The sequence below is a fragment of the Nonomuraea polychroma genome (assembly GCF_004011505.1).
Lineage (GTDB): Bacteria > Actinomycetota > Actinomycetes > Streptosporangiales > Streptosporangiaceae > Nonomuraea > Nonomuraea polychroma.
Genome location: NZ_SAUN01000001.1, coordinates 6947172 through 6966909, shown reverse-complemented (window position 1 = coordinate 6966909; position 19738 = coordinate 6947172). Strand labels below are relative to the sequence as shown.

Annotated in this window: 18 protein-coding genes; 11 read left to right on the top strand and 7 right to left on the bottom strand. The window is 68.0% G+C overall.

The features are described from left to right. Nucleotides 1–7 precede the first annotated feature (7 nt). Both EDD27_RS31755 and EDD27_RS31750 read right to left on the bottom strand, forming a co-directional pair. Nucleotides 8–292, bottom strand: a complete 285-nt coding sequence (locus EDD27_RS31755; RefSeq protein WP_206641744.1) for a response regulator transcription factor — start codon at nt 290–292, stop codon at nt 8–10. Nucleotides 293–326: 34 nt separating this feature from the next. Then, complete coding sequence (locus tag EDD27_RS31750; RefSeq protein ID WP_127935654.1) at nt 327–797, bottom strand: hypothetical protein; 471 nt, start codon at nt 795–797, stop codon at nt 327–329. 261 nt (nt 798–1058) lie between these two features. On the opposite strand from EDD27_RS31750, the gene EDD27_RS31745 reads away from it, so the two are divergent. Next, a complete protein-coding gene (locus EDD27_RS31745; RefSeq protein WP_241564365.1) occupies nt 1059–2450 on the top strand; it encodes a glycoside hydrolase family 43 protein in 1392 nt (463 codons plus the stop codon). Nucleotides 2451–2477: 27 nt separating this feature from the next. Beyond that, on the top strand, nt 2478–3932 hold the full coding sequence (locus EDD27_RS31740) for an RICIN domain-containing protein (RefSeq protein WP_127935653.1): 1455 nt from the start codon (nt 2478–2480) through the stop codon (nt 3930–3932). Nucleotides 3933–4049: 117 nt separating this feature from the next. Here the strand turns inward: EDD27_RS31740 and EDD27_RS31735 are convergent, their stop codons facing one another. The 4 genes from EDD27_RS31735 to EDD27_RS31720 form a co-directional block, all read right to left on the bottom strand. Beyond that, complete coding sequence (locus EDD27_RS31735; protein ID WP_127935652.1) at nt 4050–5696, bottom strand: AMP-binding protein; 1647 nt, start codon at nt 5694–5696, stop codon at nt 4050–4052. A 51-nt stretch (nt 5697–5747) separates the two neighbouring features. Then, nucleotides 5748–6230, bottom strand: coding sequence for a cupin domain-containing protein (locus EDD27_RS31730; RefSeq protein WP_127935651.1), 483 nt, complete (start codon nt 6228–6230; stop codon nt 5748–5750). Nucleotides 6231–6323: 93 nt separating this feature from the next. Next, nucleotides 6324–6773: an acyl-CoA thioesterase gene (locus EDD27_RS31725; RefSeq protein ID WP_206641743.1), complete on the bottom strand. Its 450-nt coding sequence runs from the start codon at nt 6771–6773 to the stop codon at nt 6324–6326. Then, complete coding sequence (locus EDD27_RS31720) at nt 6763–7671, bottom strand: acyl-CoA thioesterase (RefSeq protein ID WP_127935650.1); 909 nt, start codon at nt 7669–7671, stop codon at nt 6763–6765. Before EDD27_RS31720 ends, EDD27_RS31725 begins: the two co-directional genes overlap by 11 nt. 125 nt (nt 7672–7796) lie before the next feature. Between EDD27_RS31720 and EDD27_RS31715 the strand changes: the two genes are divergently transcribed. The 4 genes from EDD27_RS31715 (at nt 7797) to EDD27_RS31700 (ending at nt 13253) form a co-directional block, all read left to right on the top strand. Continuing rightward, the gene (locus tag EDD27_RS31715) at nt 7797–8216 is read left to right on the top strand and encodes a RidA family protein (protein WP_206641742.1); all 420 of its coding nucleotides are present in this window, start codon (nt 7797–7799) and stop codon (nt 8214–8216) included. 118 nt (nt 8217–8334) lie between these two features. Further along, the gene (locus EDD27_RS31710) at nt 8335–10698 is read left to right on the top strand and encodes a bifunctional salicylyl-CoA 5-hydroxylase/oxidoreductase (RefSeq protein WP_127935648.1); all 2364 of its coding nucleotides are present in this window, start codon (nt 8335–8337) and stop codon (nt 10696–10698) included. Between the two features lie 136 nt (nt 10699–10834). After that, nucleotides 10835–11680: a PaaX family transcriptional regulator gene (locus tag EDD27_RS31705; protein WP_127935647.1), complete on the top strand. Its 846-nt coding sequence runs from the start codon at nt 10835–10837 to the stop codon at nt 11678–11680. A gap of 241 nt (nt 11681–11921) precedes the next feature. Beyond that, complete coding sequence (locus tag EDD27_RS31700) at nt 11922–13253, top strand: MFS transporter (RefSeq protein WP_127935646.1); 1332 nt, start codon at nt 11922–11924, stop codon at nt 13251–13253. Between the two features lie 91 nt (nt 13254–13344). Here the strand turns inward: EDD27_RS31700 and EDD27_RS31695 are convergent, their stop codons facing one another. Beyond that, the gene (locus EDD27_RS31695; protein WP_127935645.1) at nt 13345–14361 is read right to left on the bottom strand and encodes a LacI family DNA-binding transcriptional regulator; all 1017 of its coding nucleotides are present in this window, start codon (nt 14359–14361) and stop codon (nt 13345–13347) included. 333 nt (nt 14362–14694) lie between these two features. On the opposite strand from EDD27_RS31695, the gene EDD27_RS31690 reads away from it, so the two are divergent. The 5 genes from EDD27_RS31690 to EDD27_RS31670 all read left to right on the top strand — a co-directional run bounded on the left by EDD27_RS31690 (nt 14695) and on the right by EDD27_RS31670 (nt 19677). Next, a complete protein-coding gene (locus EDD27_RS31690) occupies nt 14695–15921 on the top strand; it encodes a sugar ABC transporter substrate-binding protein (protein ID WP_127935644.1) in 1227 nt (408 codons plus the stop codon). A gap of 69 nt (nt 15922–15990) precedes the next feature. Further along, nucleotides 15991–16941, top strand: a complete 951-nt coding sequence (locus EDD27_RS31685; protein WP_127935643.1) for a carbohydrate ABC transporter permease — start codon at nt 15991–15993, stop codon at nt 16939–16941. Beyond that, a complete protein-coding gene (locus tag EDD27_RS31680; RefSeq protein ID WP_241564364.1) occupies nt 16938–17756 on the top strand; it encodes a carbohydrate ABC transporter permease in 819 nt (272 codons plus the stop codon). Before EDD27_RS31685 ends, EDD27_RS31680 begins: the two co-directional genes overlap by 4 nt. Before the next feature lie 23 nt (nt 17757–17779). Next, nucleotides 17780–18574, top strand: a complete 795-nt coding sequence (locus EDD27_RS31675) for a ThuA domain-containing protein (RefSeq protein WP_127935642.1) — start codon at nt 17780–17782, stop codon at nt 18572–18574. Beyond that, complete coding sequence (locus tag EDD27_RS31670) at nt 18571–19677, top strand: Gfo/Idh/MocA family protein (protein ID WP_206641740.1); 1107 nt, start codon at nt 18571–18573, stop codon at nt 19675–19677. The genes EDD27_RS31675 and EDD27_RS31670 overlap by 4 nt, the downstream gene beginning before the upstream one ends. The last annotated feature ends 61 nt before the right edge of the window (nt 19678–19738 follow it).

The following is a 19738-nucleotide window of genomic DNA, read 5'->3' as shown; positions in this document are numbered from 1 at the left end:
TCACGGCTCAGTTCAGTCCGCCCTGGCGGGCCTTGACGATCGCCTCGGCCCGGTTGGCCACGTCGAGCTTGGTGAAGATGGTGCTGACCCGATTGCGGACGGTCTTCTCCGACAAATGCAGCCGCTGGGCGATGGCCTGGTTGCCCAGCCCGGCCGCGACAAGCCTCAGCACCTCGCGCTCCCCGTCGGACAGCTCGGGGAACGGCTTGGCCGCCATGCCCGCGCCGGCGGTGAAGAACGCCTTCAGCCGTCGCGCGACGTGCGGTCCGTAGACGGCCTCGCCTGCCGCCACCGCCGCGAGGGCACGAAGCCCAGCTTTCGGGGTATCACCGCGGACACGCGCTCTGGCTCAGCGGCACTTGCGCCAGGGACAGCACGTGCCTGCCGAAGAAGCCGAACATGCCGGTGAGCAGCAACGTGACGGCGACGCGGCCGGTGCGCGGCGCGCGTTGCGCCAGCAGGTGGGTCAGGGCCAGAAAGCCGATGATCATGAACGGAATCGCGAGCGTGCCGAGTGTGACGAGCACCGCATACGTCATGCCGGTGTCGGCGATCGCCTGCAGCTTCGCCGCTCCTGTCGCAGGCTGCGCGGGCAGCAACAGTCGCATCCCGATGGACTCGGCGCCGTTGAGGAGCGCGCCCCCGACGAGGCCCACGACTGCGAGCCGCCGCGAGACGGGGACCGTCCGGGGGGTGGGTTGGTCGTGGACGGGCAGAGCCGATGCGGGGAGCGTGGTGTGGGACATCAGATTCTCTTCCTTCTCGCCGGAGCAGGTCGCACCGGGTGTCGGCAACAAGAGTCCACCGTGGGTGGTCCCCGCGGTGAGGGTCCGGTGTCCCGTGTCGGGAGGGACATTCGTCAGCTCAGAGCGGTCGTCATGGCGTTTCGGAGCCACGAGGGCGCGGTCGTACATCTCTTGACCAGGTATTGACAGCCGTGCTGTCAGCCATGAACATTCAGCGGAAACACGTCAGAAACGTCAGATAAATGCGGCATCTGATGTTAGCGCAAACATTGATCTTTCGCCCCCGTTTTCCCTCGTAGAAAGGTCCCCGCTGTGTCCCTGCGCCGAATGCTCGTGGTGGGTGTCGCCTTACTGATGCCCGTGTTGAGCTCCATCGTGACCATCGCCACCGAGCGGTCCGCGTCGGCGGCGACGTACTCGGCCTACGTGATGGGGTACTTCAAGGAGTCGCCGAACCAGTCAGGCGACAGCTATGCGCTGCATTTGGCTGTCAGCTCCGACGGTCTCAACTGGATGCCGCTGAACCAGAACAATCCGGTCGCCACACCGACCGCCGGCATGCAAGGTCTGCGAGACCCGTACATCCTGCGCAAACAAGATGGCACGTTCGTCGTGCTCGCGACGGATCTGAAGGGGCGGGTGTTCAATCTCAACAATCAGTACATCCACGTGTGGGACTCGGTGAACTTGACGAGTTTCACTAACTACCGCCGGGTGCGCCTGCACGACATGAACACGCATTCGTGGGCGCCGCAGGCCTTCTGGGTTCCGTCCCGCAACCAGTACGCGGTCATCTACTCGGCGAACAACGGCACTCGCGACGTGTTCATGGTCAACTACACGACAGACTTCATCACCATGGGCACGCCCCAGGTGTTCTTCGACCCGGGCTTCAATGTGCTCGACGGTGATGTGCTCGTGGACGGCTCCACCTTCTACCTGAGCTACAAGAACCTCAGCGACGGCAACCTCTACGTCGCGCGCTCGACCACGGGGGCGCCGAACAGCTTCACCACGCTGACCAGCGGGCTGCGGCAGGGCAACGCGATCGAGGCGCCGATCCTGGTCAAGTCGAACACCAGCAACACGTTCTGGTTGTGGGGTGACTCGTTCTCGCCGGCCAACGCGGTCTTCTACGCCTGGCAGTCGAGCAACGTCAACGGCAACGCCTGGTCGGCTCTCAACCAGCGGGCCTACACCCCGCCGATCAACGCCAAGCACGCCACCATCACCCCGATCACCGCGGCCGAGCAGACCGCACTGATCAACCGCTGGGGAACACCGCAGTGGAATCGGCTCAAGTCGAGCAACTTCCCTGGCCGGTACGTGCGGCACGCTGACTACGTGGCGCGGATCGACCCCTTCCCGATGGATCCGACGGCCGACCAGCAATGGCGCCTGGTGCCCGGCCTGGCCGACCCGGCGGGGGTGTCGTTCGAGTCGGTGAACTTCCCCGGCCGGTATCTGCGGCATTCGAGCTACGCGCTCAGGCTCGATCCGAACGACAACACCTCGACGTTCCGGGCTGATGCGACCTTCTACCGCACCGCGGGCCTGGCGGACGGCGCGTGGGCGTCGTTCCGCTCGTACAACCACCCGGACCGCTACATCCGGCACTCCGGCTACCTGCTCCGCATCGACCCGCTCAGCGCCGGCTCCGACCTGACAGCCCGGCAGGACGCCACCTTCCAGGTCACGTACTAGGGCGAGCTCTTCCAAGGGAGGATCAGCATGACCACAGGGTTACGGGTGAAGGCCATGAGCCTGTTCCGGGCGATCGCGGCCGCAGTGCTGCTCGCGGCAACCGTCGCCGTCCATGCCGGGTCACCGGCACACGCCGCTCCGGTGACCATCACCAACGGCACCCAGTTCCGGGATACGAGCGGGAATGTGCTGCACGCCCATGGCGGCGGCGTACTGAAGGCAGGCGATTACTACTACTGGTTCGGTGAGCACCGCAACCCCGACAACACCTTCCGCGCGGTGTCGGTCTACCGGTCCACGGACCTGCTGAACTGGGAATTCCGCAACAACGTCCTCACCCAGTCGTCGCACGCAGAGCTCAACGTCGCCAACATCGAACGGCCGAAGGTCATCTACAACAGCTCCACCGGCAGATTCGTCATGTGGATGCACAAGGAGAACGGATCCAATTACAGCGAGGCGCGCGCCGCCGTCGCCTCGTCCTCGACCGTGGACGGCAACTACACCTACCACGGCAGCTTCCGTCCGCTGGGCCACATGTCGAGGGACATCACGCTCTACAACGACAACGGCACGGCCTACATGATCTCGGCGGCGGACGAGAACTACGACCTGCACATCTACCGGCTCACGCCGGACTACCTGAACGTCAGCACGCTCGTGGGCAACTTCTGGAACGACGCCCACCGCGAAGCCCCGGCGATGTTCAAACGGGGCAACGTCTACTTCCTGCTGACGTCAGGGGCGACGGGGTGGAACCCGAACCAGGCACGGTACGCGACCGCGTCGAGCATCTCCGGCCCGTGGACCGGGTGGACCAACGTCGGCGACGGTACGACGTTCAGCTCCCAGCCCGCGTACGTGCTGCCGATCCAGGGCTCCTCGACCACGGGTTACCTCTACATGGGGGACCGCTGGGCCGGCGCCTGGGGCGGACCGGTGAACGATTCCCAGTACGTCTGGCTACCCATCACGTTCCCCTCCGCCACCAGCATGAGCCTCACCTGGTATCCCCAGATCACCATCGACACCTCCACCGGCGTCATCACCGGCAGCGGCTCCGCCCCCAACTACCGGATCACCGCCCGGCACAGCGGCAAGGTGATGGACGTCGTCAGTGCTTCGACGGCGAACAACGCCGAGGTGAAGCAATATCCGTGGAACGGCGGCGCCAACCAGAAGTGGCAGTTCCAGGACGTCGGCGGCGGCTACTACCGGCTCATCAGCCAGAACAGCGGTAAGTGCCTCGACGTGGCCGGCGGCTCCACGGCGGACGGGGCGAACGTCATCCAGTACACCTGCGGTGGTGGCGCCAACCAGCAGTGGCAGTGGGCGGCCACGGGCAGCTACTTCCAGCTCAGGGCCCGTCACAGCGGCAAGTGCCTGGACGTGGCCAACGCCTCCACGGCCGACGGCGCCGACATCCAGCAGTGGGCCTGCGGCAGCGGCACCCACCAGCAGTGGTCCCGCACCCAGTCGTAGGACCGGGCCGGTGGTGAGGCGGGCCTCCGGCTCGCCCGCTACCGAGAATCGTTTGGGCGCCTGGGCGCCTGGGCGGCACGCTGGGCTGACCGGCACGCCGAGGTCGACGGGCGCCTGTCACACCGGGGCCGCCTGCTCGTTCTGGACGATCTCCCGCAGCCTGTAGTGCTGCAGCTTGCCGTTCGCGTTGCGCGGCAGGGAGTCGCAGAACCGCACGTCGCGCGGGTACTTGAACGGGGCCAGCACCTGCTTGACGTGGTCCTGGATCTCCTTGGCCTTGGCGGCGTCGCCGGTCGCGCCCTCGCGCAGCACGACGAAGGCGCACACCACCGAGCCGCGCTCCGCGTCGGGCCGGCCGACGACGGCCGACTCGATCACATCGGGGTGGGTGTCGATCGCCGCTTCGACCTCCGGCCCGCCGATGTTGTAGCCCGAAGAGACGATCATGTTGTCGCTACGCGCCTGATAGTAGAAGTAACCGGCCTCGTCCTTGGTGAAGATGTCGCCGGTGACGTTCCAGCCGTTGAGCACATAGTTCTTCTGACGTACGTCGTCGAGGTAGCGGCAGCCGACGGGGCCGATCACGCCCAGCAGTCCCGGCTCGCCGGGACCGAGCTCCGAGCCGTCGGGGCCGAGGACGGCGGCGCGGTAACCCGGCACGGGCTTCCCCGTGGCGCCGGGGCGGACGTCGTCGCCTGCGGCCGAGATGAAGATGTGCAACATCTCGGTGGCGCCGATGCCGTCGACGACCCTGAGTCCGAGCCGGTCTCGTAGTTGCTCCCACGTGTCCCGGGGGATGTGCTCGCCTGCCGAGACCGCGGTCCGCAGCCCGGCGAGCAGCCGTTCCCGCCCTTCTCGAAGGATCGCCTTGTAGGCCGTGGGCGCCGTCGCGAGAACGGTGACGCCCTCCCGCTGGACGATCTCCGCCAGCTGCGGCGGGGTGGCGGCCTCGGTCAGCAGGGCGCAGGCGCCCGCCCGCAGCGGGAAGACGACGAGCATGCCGAGGCCGAAGGTGAAGGCCAAGGGGGCGGAGCAGGCGACGACGTCGTCCGGGACCAGCTTCAGCACATGGCGGCCGAAGGTGTTGTCGATGGACAGGAGGTCGCGGTGGAAGTGCATGGTGATCTTCGGGGTGCCGGTGGTGCCGGACGTCGGTCCGAGGAGCGCCACGTCATCGGCGGCGGTGTCCACAGCGGTGAACTCGCCCGGCTTGGCGGCGGCGCGGGTGATGAGATCCTCCCGGCCCGTGCCGCCGTACTCGATGACCGTCAGCGACGGCAGGACGGTGTCGCGAACGGTGTGGACGTCTTCGGCGTACCGGTGGTCCACCAGCGCGATCGAGGGCCGGGTCCGTTCCGCGATGGGGGCGATCTCGCGAGCACGCAGCGCGGCCATCGTGGTCACGACGACGCCGCCGGCTTTGAGCACGCCGAGCCAGGCGGCGACGGTCCACGGGGTGTTGGGCGAGCGCAGCATGACGCGCTGGCCCGGAACCAGGCCGAGGTCCTCGGCGAGCACGTGGGCGATTTGATTGGCCCGGGTGCGCAGCTCGCCGTAGGACCAGGTCTCCCCATCCGGTGTCCGCAGCGCCGGCCGCTCGGCCCCGTACGTCGAGGCGGGGACGTCGATGAGCTCGGCGGCGGCGTTGAGGCGGGCCGGATACCGCAGCTCCGGCGTGGTGAACTCGATCGTCGGCCACAGGTGGGCGGGGGGCAGGTGGTCGCGAGCGAAGGTGTCGAGGTGTGCTGAGGCCGAAGGATGCAACGGGGGAGTCCTTCCAGAGGGACCGCCGAGCGGGTCAGGCGGTGCGGGGGATCACCGGTCCAACCAGTCGCGCAGGTCGGCGTCCGCGACATCGGGCAGGTTGACCACGATGTTCTCCGGCGTCCTGGTGGTCATCCACACCAGCGGCTTGGTGCGCGAGAGGTTGCACTCGACGTGCGGCATGTACGGCGGCACGAAGACCCAGTCGCCCTCTTCCATGTCGACGTAGTCCTCGAACTTCTCGCCGAAGTAGATGCGCGCCCGGCCCGACAGGACGTAGCCGCCGGTCTCGGCCTCGCCGTGATGGTGGGACACCGAGCGGTAGCCGGGCTCGTTGCTGACCTTGCCGAACCAGAGCCGCGTGGCGGGAGTGTGCTGGATGCTGACGCCGGAGACACGGACGGCGCCGCCTGAATCGGCGGTGTTGACGTCCTCGCGACCGCCGCGAGTCACCACCGGGGCGACGAGACCGCTGGGCAGCCGGTACATCGAGTTGTCGCCGTCGAGGCGGTACTTGCTGAGGTCGGGCTCCATGTGGCCGGCTCCCCTTCGGTCGCTGTGGTCGGCTGGTACTTATCTCGTATTTTTCACTGTCGTCATGAATTGTCAATGAAGTGCGGTTTTGGTTCAGCACAAAGATGCGAGCCAGGAGGCCGGCCAAGGGCGGCTCCGGTCCTCGCCTCGGGGAGCGTGCACGACCACGTAGCGCCCTGCCGCGGCCCGCCGTCGGGGGCGTCCGTCGAACTCCTCACCCCAGACCTCGAAGCGGAAGGTCATGGAGGACGTGCCGACGGCTTCGACGTTCAGCATGACGGTGACCTGCTGGCCGAAGAACAGGCGCTGTTCGAAGTCGACCTCGTAGCGCACCCGAGGCGCGTTGCCGAAGTAACCGGTGATCCCGCGCTCGCGCATCAACGCGGCCTCGGCCGCCTCCACGAACCTGGTCACGGCCGTGTTGTGGTGGTGTCCTGAGGCGTCGGTGTCGCTCCATTCGACCCGCGCCACATGTTCGACGGCGGCCTTGCCGTTCACGCCCGATCGCCGATCGGCGAGGGAGAGGCCGCGGTCAGGACACACGGATGACCCCTTCCTGCGCGACCGTGGCGAGGTGGCGTCCTGCGCGGTCGAAGAAGCGGCCGAGTCCCAGGCCGCGGCCGTTCTGGGCCGCCTCGGCCTCCTGGGCGTAGAGCAGCCAGTCGTCCATCGTGGCGGGGCGGTGGAACCACATGGCGTGGTCGAGACTGGCGGTGGTGAGCCCAGGGCGGGCCCACGGCAGGTCGAGGACGCGCAGGATCGGCTCCAGGATGGTGTAGTCGCAGACGTAGGCGAGGGCGGCCAGGTCGCGTGCGCGTGAGGTGAGCCCTTCGACGGGACGGAGCGGGTCGAAGGGCCGGACCCAGATCGCCTGGTGCGGGACGGGGTCGCCGTCCACCTCGAGATAGACCGGGCCGGGCACGTGCCGCATGTCGAAGCCACGGCCCGACGACCAGTACTCCTTCGACTCCTTGGTCATGGTGCCGCCCGCCTCCGTGCCCGGATCGGTCGCGTCCAGGTAGGCGGCGCTGGTCGGCAGCGCGTCGGGATCGGGGAGGCCTTCCGGCGCTGTCGCGGCGTACTCGCCCCCCTGCTCCACGGCCTGGAAGGAGGCCATCGCGATGTATGCCGGCTTGCCGCCGGAATACCCGCGGACGTGCCGCGTGGAGTAGCTCCGCCCGTCCCTGAGGCGTTCGATCTCGTAGCGGATCTCGGCGCCGACCTCGACGGGGCGCATGAAGTAGCTGTGCAGCGAATGCAGCGTCCTGTCGTCGCCGACCGAACGCATCACCGCGGCTGCGGCCTGCGCGACGAGGTCGCCTCCGTACGCCTTGGGCCAGGGGCAGTCCTGCGACCTGGCGACATACGCCTCGTCGAAGTGCTCCGGAGCCGTCGGGGTGAGGCTGAGTGCCGCCGTCACGATCTCCGAGGTGGGGCTCATGGATGTGGCTGTCCCTTCAGATCGATGGTCCGCGGACGCGGAACGGGCGAACCGACGCGAATATATCGTATTCTTCGCGATCGTCAGATAATGTCAATATGTACACCGAGTCGAGGAGGACCGCCGTGAAGCCCATCGCCGTCAATCCCGCTGCCCTTCCGGCGCCGAGCGGCTACTCGCACGGCACGCTGCACGGGAACACGCTCTACCTGGGCGGGCAGACCGCGCTGGACAAGGACATGCGCATCGTGGACGGGGGTATCGTGGCCCAGTTCCGGCAGGCGTTCGGCAATCTGCTGACCACGTTGCGCGAGGCGGGTGGAGAGCCCGAGGACCTGGTCAGCATCACGATCTACCTCACCGACATCGCCGACTACCAGGCGCACGGCAAGGAGATCGGCAAGGTCTGGCGGGAGCTGGCCGGGCCCGTCTACCCGGCCATGGCCGGCATCGGATGCACCGAGCTGTGGCAACCGGAGGCCATGATCGAAATCCTCGGCACCGCGGTCATTCCTGACGAGAGGCTGAAGGTTCCGCAGGAGTGAGGTGCCGATCAGGTGTGGGACATGGAGCAGTCGGTCCATGGAAATTACGCTTTCTTGACGATCGTTCGAAAAACGCGATAACTTGAGGCTCGGCTCGTCGTCACAAGAGGAGGACATCGTGCGGATTGCGGTCATCGGGGGAGGTCCTGGCGGCCTGTACTTCTCCGTGCTGGCCAAGCAACTGGGGCCGGGACACGAGATCACCGTCTGGGAGCGCAACGCCCAGGACGACACCTTCGGATTCGGTGTGGTGTTCTCCGACGAGACCCTCGGCGGGATCGAGCACGCCGATCCCGGCATCTACCGCCGGATGGAGGCGGAGTTCGCCCGCTGGGACGACATCGACGTCCACTACCGGGGACAGGTGCTCACCAGCGGCGGTCACGCCTTCGCGGCGCTGAGCCGCAAGCGCCTGCTGGAGATCATGCAGCAACGGTGCCGGGAGCTGGGCGTCACGATCCACTTCCTCACCGACGCGCCGGACGTGTCCCAGCTCGCGGCGACCCACGACCTGGTGGTCGCCGCCGACGGGGTGAACTCGGCCGTCCGCTCGAAGTACGCCGACTCCTTCCACCCCGACCTGGAGCAGCGGGCCTGCAAATACATGTGGCTCGGCACCGACAAGGTGTTCGACGCCTTCAAGTTCTACGTCGTCGAAACGCCGTACGGCGTGATGCAGGGGCACGGCTACCCCTTCGACGCCCACGGCAGCACCTTCATCGTCGAGATGCACGAGGACGTCTGGCGCCGGGCCGGATTCGACGCCCTCGCCGCCCGCCCGTTCGCTCCCGGGGAGTCCGACGAGAGGTCCATCGAGCGGGTCAAGGAGATCTTCGCCGAGGAGCTGGGCGGCTGCTCGCTGCTCGCCAACAACAGCAAGTGGATCAACTTCACCACTGTCCGGAACGACAGCTGGCGCCACGAGAACATCGTGCTCCTCGGCGACGCCGCGCACACCGCCCACTTCTCCATCGGCTCGGGAACCAAACTGGCCATGGAGGACGCCCTCAGCCTGGCGGCATGCCTGCACGAGCAGCCCACCCTCGACGAGGCGCTCACCGCGTACGAGAGCGAGCGCAAGTCCGTCGTCCGCTCGACCCAGCGGGCGGCGCAGGCGAGCCTGGAATGGTTCGAGAACCTCGGGCAGTACGTCGGCCAGGAGCCCGAGCAGTTCGCGTTCAACATCATGACCCGCAGCCGCCGGGTCACCTACGACAACCTGCGGCTGCGCGACCCCGAGTTCGTGGCCCGCGTCGACGCCTGGTTCGCCTCCCGGGAGCCGCACCGCGCGGGGGACGGGCCGGGGACGCCGCCGATGTTCCACCCGTTCCGGCTCGGCGACCTGGAGCTGCCCAACAGGGTCGTGGTGTCGCCGATGGACATGTACCGGGCGGCCGACGGCATGCCGAACGACTTCCACCTGGTCCACCTGGGAGGAAAGGCGCTCGGCGGCGCCGGGCTGGTCATGACCGAGATGGTCTGCGTGTCGGAGACCGGCCGCATCACGCCCGGCTGCACGGGCATCTGGAACGACGATCAGGTGGCCGCGTGGCGCCGGCTCACCGACTTCGTGCACCGCGAGAGCGCGGCGAAGGTCGGCATCCAGGTGGGCCATTCCGGGCGCAAGGGCTCCACCCGCCTCATGTGGGAGGGGATGGACCAGCCGCTGCCCGAGGGCAACTGGGAGGTCGTCGCGCCGTCCGCGCTCGCGTACAAGGAAGGGGTGAACCAGGTGCCCCGCGAGCTCACCCACGCCGACATGGAGGAGATCAAGCGGCAGTTCACCGACGCGGCGCGGCACGCCGACGACGCCGGTTTCGACCTGCTGGAGCTGCACTGCGCGCACGGCTACCTGCTGTCGTCCTTCATCTCCCCGCTGACCAACCGCCGCGCCGACGAGTACGGCGGCGACCTCGCCGGCCGGCTCCGCTACCCGCTCGAGGTCTTCCGCGCGATGCGTCAGGTCTGGCCGCGGCACAAGCCGATGACCGTGCGCATCTCGGCCACCGACTGGGTCGAGGACGGCATCACCGGCGACGACGCCGTGGAGATCGCGCGCGCGTTCGCCGACGCCGGCGCCGCGGCCATCGACGTGTCCACGGGGCAGGTCACACCGGAGGAGAAGCCGGCCTTCGGCCGGTCGTATCAGACGCCGTACGCCGACAAGATCCGCAATGAGGCCGGCATCCCGACCATCGCGGTCGGCGTGATCTCCTCCTACGACGACGTCAACTCGATCATCCTGGCGGGCCGGGCCGATCTGTGCGCCCTGGGCCGGGTCCACCTCTACGATCCCAGCTGGACGCTGCACGCGGCGGTGGAGCAGGACTACGCCGGGCCGGGTGCCGCGTGGCCCGACTCATGGCGGGCGGGCCGCCGCAAGCCGCAGACGGGCCGGACCGACGGGCCCAAGCCGCGGTTGCAGCTCATCCGCGAGGGCGCGTCCACCAACCGGCACGCCCGATGGAGGCCCGAGCGCTGAACGGCGGCCCACGGATGTCAGGGCGTCGGGGGACGGCACGTCGTTGCGGCGAGTCGGTACGATGAAGACCGTTTGATGCCGGGTAGGGAGCACGCCATCCGCCGGAGTGCGTCCGTGAGCGCGCAAGAGGTGCACCATGGTGGCCAACGAAGACGACGAAGCCAATGGAAAGGGCCAGAAGCCCCGTGCTCTGATCGTCACCGTCTATGGCCTCTACGCACGCGAAGTCGGCGGCTGGATGAGCGTCGCCTCGGTCATCAAGCTGCTCGCCCGATGCGGCGTGGACGCGCCGTCCGTGCGTTCGGCGATCTTCCGTCTCAAGCGGCGCGGTCTCCTGGCCGCCGCCAAGGTCGACGGGACGGCCGGATACGCGCTCACCGATGAGGCCTACCAGATCCTGCGCGAGGGCGACCGGCGCATCTTCGAGCGGCGACGGGCGACCTCCAGTGAAGGGTGGCTGCTGGCCATCTTCAGCGTGCCCGAGACCGAACGCGACAAGCGGCACCAGTTGCGCTCCCGGCTGTCCTGGCTCGGATTCGGCACGGTTGCCGCCGGAGTCTGGATCGCGCCCGCCCATCTGCTCGAGGAGACGCGAGACGCCCTCGAGCGCTACGGGCTGAGTGCTTACGTCAATCTCTTCCAGGCCCACCATCTGGCGTTCACCGACATCAGGGAGCAGATCCCGGGCTGGTGGGACCTGTCTCGCCTGCAGCGCCTCTATGACGAGTTCCTCGATCAGTACGGCCCCGTGCTGGACCGTTATCGCGATCGTAAGGCGCTGGATCCGGCCCAGGCGTTCGCGGACCACGTCAGCGCCCTCACCGACTGGCGCCGGCTGCCGTACTCCGACCCGGGGCTTCCCGCCGAGGTGCTGCCCCCGGACTGGAACGGCGTCAAAGCCGCCGAGACCTTCTTCGAACTGCACGATCGGCTGGCCAAGCCGGCCCACCGGTTCATCGAAACCGTCCTGAAGGACGCGTAAGCCGCTTCCGTCGTGCTGGGCGCATGCCATGTGACCAGCGCGAGCTTCGCCATGCCTGCGGTCACTCCAATGGAATGTAACAGGTTCTTAATAGCGAAACCGTGACGGTCGATAGCAAAACGCTATAGCCTCGTCGAACTCAAGCGACTCGCTGACCTGTGTCCACCCCCTGAGGAGACCTCATGTCCGAGGAGATCCCACTGTCCGCCACTGTGCCGCTCCGAGCCGCAGGGGAGGAATCGTGAGCACCAACGCGGCGCCTCCCGGCTCGCGGTCGAGGCTCGTCGTCGTCGCGCTCTGCAGCGCGGCGATCATCATCGATGGCTACGACCTGATCGTTTACGGCACCGTCGTGCCGACCCTGGCCGACGGGTCCGCCGAGTGGACCCTGGGTGCGGCCGAGATCGGCCGGATCGGTTCGTACGCGTTGATCGGAATGTTGATCGGCGCGATGCTGATCGGCACGATCACCGACCTGGTCGGGCGCAGGCGCGTCATGCTCGGGTGCATCGCGTGGTTCTCGATCGCGATGGCCCTGGCGGCCGCCGCGCCGACCGTGGAGTTGTTTGGATTCGCCCGCTTCGTGGCCGGTATCGGTCTGGGCGGCGTCGTGCCGACGGCCATCGCGCTCACCATGGAGTACGCCCATCCGCGGCACCGCAGCACCACGAACGCGTTCATGTTCTCCGGCTACTCGATCGGCGGGATCGTGGCGTCGCTGACGGCGATCGGCGTGATCCCCGCGCTGGGCTGGCGGGCGATGTTCTGGATCGGCGCCGTTCTCGGCGGGCTGCTGCTGCCGGTGGCCTGGCGGATGTTGCCCGAGTCGGCCAACTACCTGCTCCTCCGCGGCCGGGACGCGGAGGCCGCCGAGCTCGCCGCGCGATACGGCGTGACCCTGGAGGAAACCCCGGCACGCGCCAAGCAGGGGCCGGCCGCAGCGATCAAGTCGCTCTTCGAACGGCGGTTCCTCGCCGGGACGCTCCTGTTCTGGCTCGGCACCGGCGTCGGGTTGCTGCTCGTGTACGGGTTGAACACCTGGCTCGCGCAGATCATGCGTCAGGCCGGCTACCCGCTGGGCTCGGCGCTGGCCTTCCTGCTGGTGCTGAACCTCGGCGCCATCGTGGGCACGCCGCTGCTCGGCATGGCCGCGGACCGGATCGGCTCCAAGCCGGTGACGGCCGGCATGTTCGTCGTCGCCGCCCTGAGCATCTTCCTGCTGAGCATGCGTCTGCCCAGCGTGCTGCTGTTCGCGCTCGTCGCGATCGCCGGGGCGTGCACGATCGGCACCACGATCCTGGTCAACGCGTACACCGCGAACTTCTACCCGGCCCACATGCGGGCGACCGGGCTGGGCTGGGCGCTGGGCGTCGGCCGGCTCGGCGCCATCTGCGGGCCGATCTACGGCGGCGCCATCCTCGCCTCCGGCTGGGGCATCGAGGCCAACTTCTACGCGTTCGCGATTCCCGCCGTGGTGGGGGCCCTGGCCATGTTCCTCATCCCGGCACGGCGAGGCGTGACGAGCGAGGATGGCATCGGCGCGGCCGCGCAGGAGGTCGATCAGGTGAGGTGAGGTGACCGGCTCTCCTGGGTGAGTCGCCGTACGTCGGCATGCCCGCCGGCTGGTAGACGTCGAGCACGCAGCGGCCGCCACCCAGGATCCGTCAGGGGCGGACCGGTGCGGGGCCGACTGACTGGCCCGGCACCAGGGTGCAGGGGATGAGGATGTGCGGCGGTGCGTCCTGGACGCCTTCGAGCTGATCGATCAGGGCGTCGGCGGCGAGGCGGCCGAGCTCGGCAGCCGGCGCCGCCATGACCGTCAACGACGGCTCCATCATCTCGCCGAGCTCGCGGGTGGTCCATGCCGAGATGATGGAGAGATCGTCCGGCACGCCGCGGCCCAGTGCGCGCGTGCCCTTGACTAGCCCCGCCGAGGCGCCTTCGTTCACGAGGATCACGGCCGTCGTGTCCGGGTGGTCGTCGTGCAGCGTGCGCGCGGCCTCCCTGCCGCCGGCCGAGGTGCCCTCCACGCTGATGACGACGGGCGGGCGGCCGAGCGCCGCCATGGCGTCGAGGTAGGCGGCCTCCGCCCGCATGATCCGGCCGGGCTCCTTTTCCGGCGCCGCCTTCGTCCGCTGGGTGATCAGTGCGATGCGCTGGTGGCCGTACGAGCGGAGATGATCGACCGCCTGGTCGATCGTGGTGGCGAAGTCGATGTCGACGAATGGCAGGTCGTCGTTCCCGGTCCGGCCGATCAGCGCGAACGGGACGCGCGAGGCGATGAGCCGGTCGACGCGGGAGTCGTGGATCTGGACCTCCATGAGCAGCGCCCCGTCGACGAGGCCGCCGGCGAGCAGGTGCGACATCTGCTCGTCGTCGTTCACGGGCCACAGCACGAGGTCGTAGCCGCGCTCGCGGGCGCCATGGGCGGCGCTCATGACGAACTGGATCACCGTCGCGTTCGGCCGGGCTTCGAAGTCGGGATGCAGCAGCGCGAGGATGCGGGTGCGCGAGCTGGCCAGTGCGCGGGCGACCACGTTTCGCCGGTAGTCGAGCTCCTCGATGGCCGCTTCGATGCGGGCCCTGGTCTCCGGCGCGACGGGCTTGGTGCCGTTGATGACGAAGGAGACCGTGGCGATGGAGACGTTCGCGCGCTGGGCGACGTCGCGCATGGTGACCATGGATGCCGCCTCCCGGCTATTCAGGGCGCGCGAAGTGCGAGGAAACTCGCGAAGCACTGTGACTATATCCCAAGCGCCTTTGGTAAAACCGCTTAACTTCTTGTTGACATCGCCCGGCGATCGGCGCAACATACTTCACAAGCGACCGCCGGTTAAGCGCTTTGATCGATCAGTGTCCATAGCCCCGAAACGATGAGGCCCTCGTCCGCTCGTGACGGTTCCCGCTGGACGAGCGCGACTCGACGAAAAGCCCCCACACGCCGTGCACCGTCGAAGCGGTCATGCACGGATATGCCGGATGCATTCCGGTTCCGTAGAAGGAGTAGCTCACTCATGGAGACAGCACGGAAGCGCCGCGGGAAGGCGCCCAAAGTGGCTGTCGCGGCAGCGGCCCTCCTCCCCCTCACCGCCCTGACGGGATGCAGTGGAGCGGATCCTGCCGACGCTGAAGCGAAGAACACCTTGACGATCCAGGACTACTACGACGAGGCGCACGATCCGATCTACCAGGCGTGCGCGAAGAGCATCGGCGTGACCATCGAGATCAACCACGTCCCGGGGCCCGGGCTGATCCCCAAAGTGCTTCAGCAGAGCTCCTCACGCACCCTTCCTGACGTGCTGATGCTCGACAATCCCGACGGTCAGCAGATCGCCGCCTCCGGCGCGCTCTCACCGCTGAGCGACTACGGCATCAGCGGCGAGGGCCTGGTGCCGTCCGTCGTGAAGGCGGGCACGTACGACGGCAAGCTGTACGGCCTCGCCCCCGCCGTGAACACCCTCGTCATCTTCTACAACAAGGACCTGTTCCAGGCCGCCGGCATCACCTCGCCCCCGAGGACGTGGGACGAGTTGCGGGCGACCGCGAAGAAACTGACCTCGCGGGACCGCTACGGCTTCGCCATGAGCAACATCAACACCTACGAGGGCACGTGGCAGTTCCTGCCGTTCATGTGGAGCAACGGCGGCTCGGAGCAGGACATCACGACCCCGGAGACCGCGCAGGCGCTGCAGTTCCTCGTCGACCTGCAGAACGACGGGTCCATGTCCAAGAGCTCCGTCATCTGGAGCCAGGACGATGTGATCGACCAGTTCATAGCGGGCAAGGCCGCGATGGTGGTCAACGGCCCGTGGCAGATCCCCACGCTCACAGAGCAGAAGGACGTGAACTGGGGGACGTTCACGATCCCCACGCGGGTGGCGTCGCAAGCCCCGGTGGCCCCGCTCGGCGGTGAGATGTTCACGGTTCCGCGTACCGGCGACAAGGCCAAGATGGCCAAGAGCGGGCAGTTCGTGAAATGTCTCGTCTCATCGGCGAGCCAGCTCCAGTCGGCCGAGGTCAGGCAGAACATCCCGGCGGACCCGGCCGTCGCGCAGAAGTTCGGGGAGTCCAGCCAGACGGTCATGCCGTTCGTCGGCGCCGTGCGGAACGCGCGCTCGCGTACCGGGATCCTCGGGCCGGGCTGGCCGAAGGCGGCCACGAAGATCTACAACGCCGTGCAGATCGCGCTGACGGGTCTCGCCCCACCGGCCGAAGCGCTGCGGCAGGCACAGGGCGAGTAGCCACTCGACAACGAGGCGGCCCGTCCCGAGGCACGCGGGCTCCTCGTTCTTCATCGAAAGGAGTGGCTCATGACGTCAGCCAACCTCAGTCTCACCGCCGCGGGGGACTCCCTCGGCAGGCTCGGCCGCAAGGCGGCGTGGATGCGCCTGTTCCGGCGCCATGCGCAGTGGCTGTTCTGCCTGCCCGCCATCGTGTTCGTGGCGATGTTCTTCGGATACCCGATCGTCCAGAACGTCGTCATGGGTTTCCAGGAGTACGGGGTCTCGACCTTCTACAGCGGCGAGGCGCCCTGGGTCGGCCTGGCCAACTACGTGACGACGTTCTCCAGCCACCTGTTCACCACGACCCTGGTGAACACGGCCCTGTTCACGATCGGGTCGATCTCCTTCCAGTTCGTGATCGGGCTGGCCCTGGCGCTGTTCTTCAAGCGTGCCTTCCCACTGAGCGGTTTCCTGCGGTCGTTGTTGCTGCTGCCGTGGCTGCTGCCCTTGATCGCCTCCAGCGCGGTGTGGAAATGGATGCTGGACCAGGAGAGCGGCGTCCTCAATCAGTTTCTCGGCCTGTTCGGCGTCGATCCGGTCCCGTGGCTGGTCGACCCGACCCTCGCGCTCATCGGGGTCATCGGGGTGAACATCTGGCTGGGGATACCGTTCAACGTCGCGATCCTCTACAGCGGCCTGCAGGCGGTTCCGCGCGAGCTGTACGAGGCGGGATCGCTGGACGGCGCGATCGGGTGGAAGGCGTTCAGGCACATCACCTGGCCGAGCATCAGATCCGTGGTGAGCGTCGTCCTGGTGCTCGGCGTCGTCTACACGCTCAAGGTCGTCGACATCATCCTCGGCCTGACCGGCGGCGGCCCGGCCAACTCCACCCAGACGCTGGCCACGAACGCCTACAACAAGTCGTTCGTCGAATTCAACTTCGGGGAAGGCGCCGCGATCAGCAACGTCCTCATCGTCGTGTCGCTCGTCTTCGCCATGGTCTACCTCTCCATCTCCCGCCGGGAGGCCCACGAGTGAACCCCTCATCGACCGTGCGCCGGCTGCCCATGACGGTGCTGGGCATCGTCTTCCTCGCCGTGATGATCTTCCCGGTCTACTGGATGCTCAACAGCAGCCTGCAGGCGGATTCCGGCGCGGCCTCCACCGAGTTCCTCCCGGTCAACCTGACCTTCTCCGGATATGCGCAGGCGCTGGACGAACAGGGCCAGAACTTCGTCACCAGCCTGATCGTCGCCCTCGGGACGGTCGTGCTGACCCTGGTCATCGCCACGCCCGCCGCCTACGGCCTGGCGCGGTTCCGTACCCGGGGCAGCAGCGTGTTCCTGCTGGTGCTGCTGATCACGCAGATGATCCCCGTCATGGTCATCGCCAACGCGCTCTACCCCCTCTTCAACTCGCTCTTCCTGATCAACAACGTCTTCGGCCTGATCCTCGCCAACACCGCCGCGGGCATCCCGTTCGCGGTGCTGCTCATCCGCGCGTTCATGGGCGCCATCCCCGGGGCGCTCGTGGAGGCCGCGATGGTGGACGGGGCCGGCAACCTGCGGGCGTTCCTCTCGATCGTCGTACCGATCAGCAGGAACGCGCTCGTGACCGCGGCCCTGTTCACCTTCCTGTCGGCGTGGAGCGATTTCCTCTTCGCCCTCACCCTGACCAGCACGCCCGAAGTGCGGCCCATCACCCTTGGCATCTACGACTACATCAGCGCGAACACGCAGGACTGGGGCGCCGTCATGGCGACCGCGGTGCTCGCCTCCGTCCCGGCGGCCCTGCTGCTGATCTTCGCCCAGCGCTACATCGCGGCGGGCGCCGTCAGCGGCGCCGTCAAATGAATCCATTGAGGAAGGAATGTCTTATGCGACCGATTCGCGTCATGGTGTGGGGTGAGAACCGCCACGAGCAGGTCGAACCCAGTGTGGCCAAGATCTATCCGGATGGCATGCACAACGCCATCCGCCGCGGGATCGAGCACTGGCTGGGGGAGAAGGCGGTCGTCACCACGGCCACGCTCGACGACCCCGAGCACGGCCTGACCGAGGAGGTGCTCGCCGGCACCGACGTCCTCACGTGGTGGGGCCACACCGCTCATGGCGAGGTGTCCGACGAAGTGGTCGAGCGGGTGCACCGGCACGTCCTGTCGGGCATGGGCCTGGTGGTGCTGCACTCCGGCCACTGGTCGAAGATCTTCACCAAGCTCATGGGCACCACGTGCACGCTGCGCTGGCGCAGCGCCAACGACCGAGAGCTGGTCTGGACGGTGGACCCGACCCACCCCATCGCCCGCGGCATCCCGCATCCCATCGAGATCCCCGCCCAGGAGATGTACGGCGAGCAGTTCGACATCCCGACGCCCGACGAGCTGATCTTCATCAGCTCCTTCACCGGCGGCGAGGTGTTCCGCAGCGGCTGCACCTTCCGGCGCGGCAACGGCAAGATCTTCTACTTCAGCCCCGGCGACCAGGACTATCCGGTGTACCACCATCCGGACGTGCTGCACGTCATCGCCAACGGCGTCGAGTGGGCGGTCAGCGACCGGCCGGAGCGGGAGGTGCCGATCCTGCTCCGCTATGACATGGGCGACTTCTTCAACGGGCACGGCTACCGCGGCGCGATGCACAACAAGGAGTCCGGCGAAGAGAGCGCCGAGTGAGCGCCTTCCCCCGCGTCGACGATCCGGCGCGTCCTCTCCGTGTGGTGCAGGTCGGGGCAGGGTCGATGGGTCTGGCCTGGATGCGCACCCTGACCGCGTCCGACGACGTCGAGCTCGTCGGGGTGGCCGACCTCGACGTCGATCGGGCGGAGGCGGCCGTACGCGCGGTCGGCGCCGACGCCAAGGTGGACGTCTCCCTCGGCGGCCTGCTCACGGCCACCGAACCGGACGCCGTCGTGAACGTCACCGTCCCGGCGGCCCACAGTGAGGTGAACATCGAGGCGCTCTTCGCCGGGGTCCCGGTCCTGTGCGAGAAGCCCGCCGCGCCGACGCTGGCCGAGGCGGTGATCCAGGTCGCCGCCGCGGAGGCGGCCGGCCGGCTGCTGATGATCAGTCAGTCGCGCCGGTACTACGCCGCCCTGGCGGAATACCGTCGCCGCGTCGCCGAGCTCGGCACGCCCGGCCTGCTCACCACCGGTTTCTTCCGCGGCCCGCGCTTCGGCGGCTTCCGCGACGAGATGGAGCAGCCGCTGCTGGTGGACATGGCCATCCACGCCTTCGACGCGGCCCGCTACCTGCTCGGCGCGGAGCCGGTCTCGGTGAGCTGCGAGACCTGGAACCCCGTCTGGAGCTGGTACAGGGGCGATGCGGCGGCGACGGCGACGTTCCTCTTCGACGACGGCACCCGTTACGTGTACACGGGCGCCTGGTGCGCGGACGGGCTGGAGACGTCCTGGAACGGCGAGTGGCGGGCCACCGGTTCCGGCGGCACCGCGACCTGGGACGGCGAGGGCCGTGTCACCTCCAGCGTCAGCGGCGCGGCGGACGTGCCGCCGGGCGGCAATGAGCAGATCGCCGGGGCGCTGGAGGAGTTCGTCGCGGCACTCCGCACCGGCGCGGAGCCGTCCGGGGCGATCGCCCGCAACGTCCGCAGCCTCGCCATGGTGGAGGCGGCCGTGCGGTCGGCGGAGTCGGGTACGCGGGTCCAGATCGACGCGTTGCTGGAGCAGGCCTATCACGAGGCGCTGTCCCTTCCCGTCCGCGAGGAGATCCGCTCGCGGCTGGAGTCCTGGACACCACGCGGTACGGACTCGCCCGGCTGACGGCAATCGATCAACCCGGTCACGTGGCGGCGGGAACCTGGCGGGTGTGGGCGGTGTAAGG

Excerpts from the sequence above, each read along its gene's own strand:
- EDD27_RS31740 (WP_127935653.1), top strand. The coding sequence starts at position 2,478 with ATGACCACAGGGTTACGGGTGAAGGCCATGAGCCTGTTCCGGGCGATC.
- EDD27_RS31685 (WP_127935643.1), top strand. The coding sequence starts at position 15,991 with ATGACGTCAGCCAACCTCAGTCTCACCGCCGCGGGGGACTCCCTCGGC.
- EDD27_RS31675 (WP_127935642.1), top strand. The coding sequence starts at position 17,780 with ATGCGACCGATTCGCGTCATGGTGTGGGGTGAGAACCGCCACGAGCAG.
- EDD27_RS31705 (WP_127935647.1), top strand. The coding sequence starts at position 10,835 with ATGGTGGCCAACGAAGACGACGAAGCCAATGGAAAGGGCCAGAAGCCC.
- EDD27_RS31730 (WP_127935651.1), bottom strand. The coding sequence starts at position 6,230 with ATGGAGCCCGACCTCAGCAAGTACCGCCTCGACGGCGACAACTCGATG.
- EDD27_RS31690 (WP_127935644.1), top strand. The coding sequence starts at position 14,695 with ATGGAGACAGCACGGAAGCGCCGCGGGAAGGCGCCCAAAGTGGCTGTC.
- EDD27_RS31720 (WP_127935650.1), bottom strand. The coding sequence starts at position 7,671 with ATGAGCCCCACCTCGGAGATCGTGACGGCGGCACTCAGCCTCACCCCG.
- EDD27_RS31695 (WP_127935645.1), bottom strand. The coding sequence starts at position 14,361 with ATGGTCACCATGCGCGACGTCGCCCAGCGCGCGAACGTCTCCATCGCC.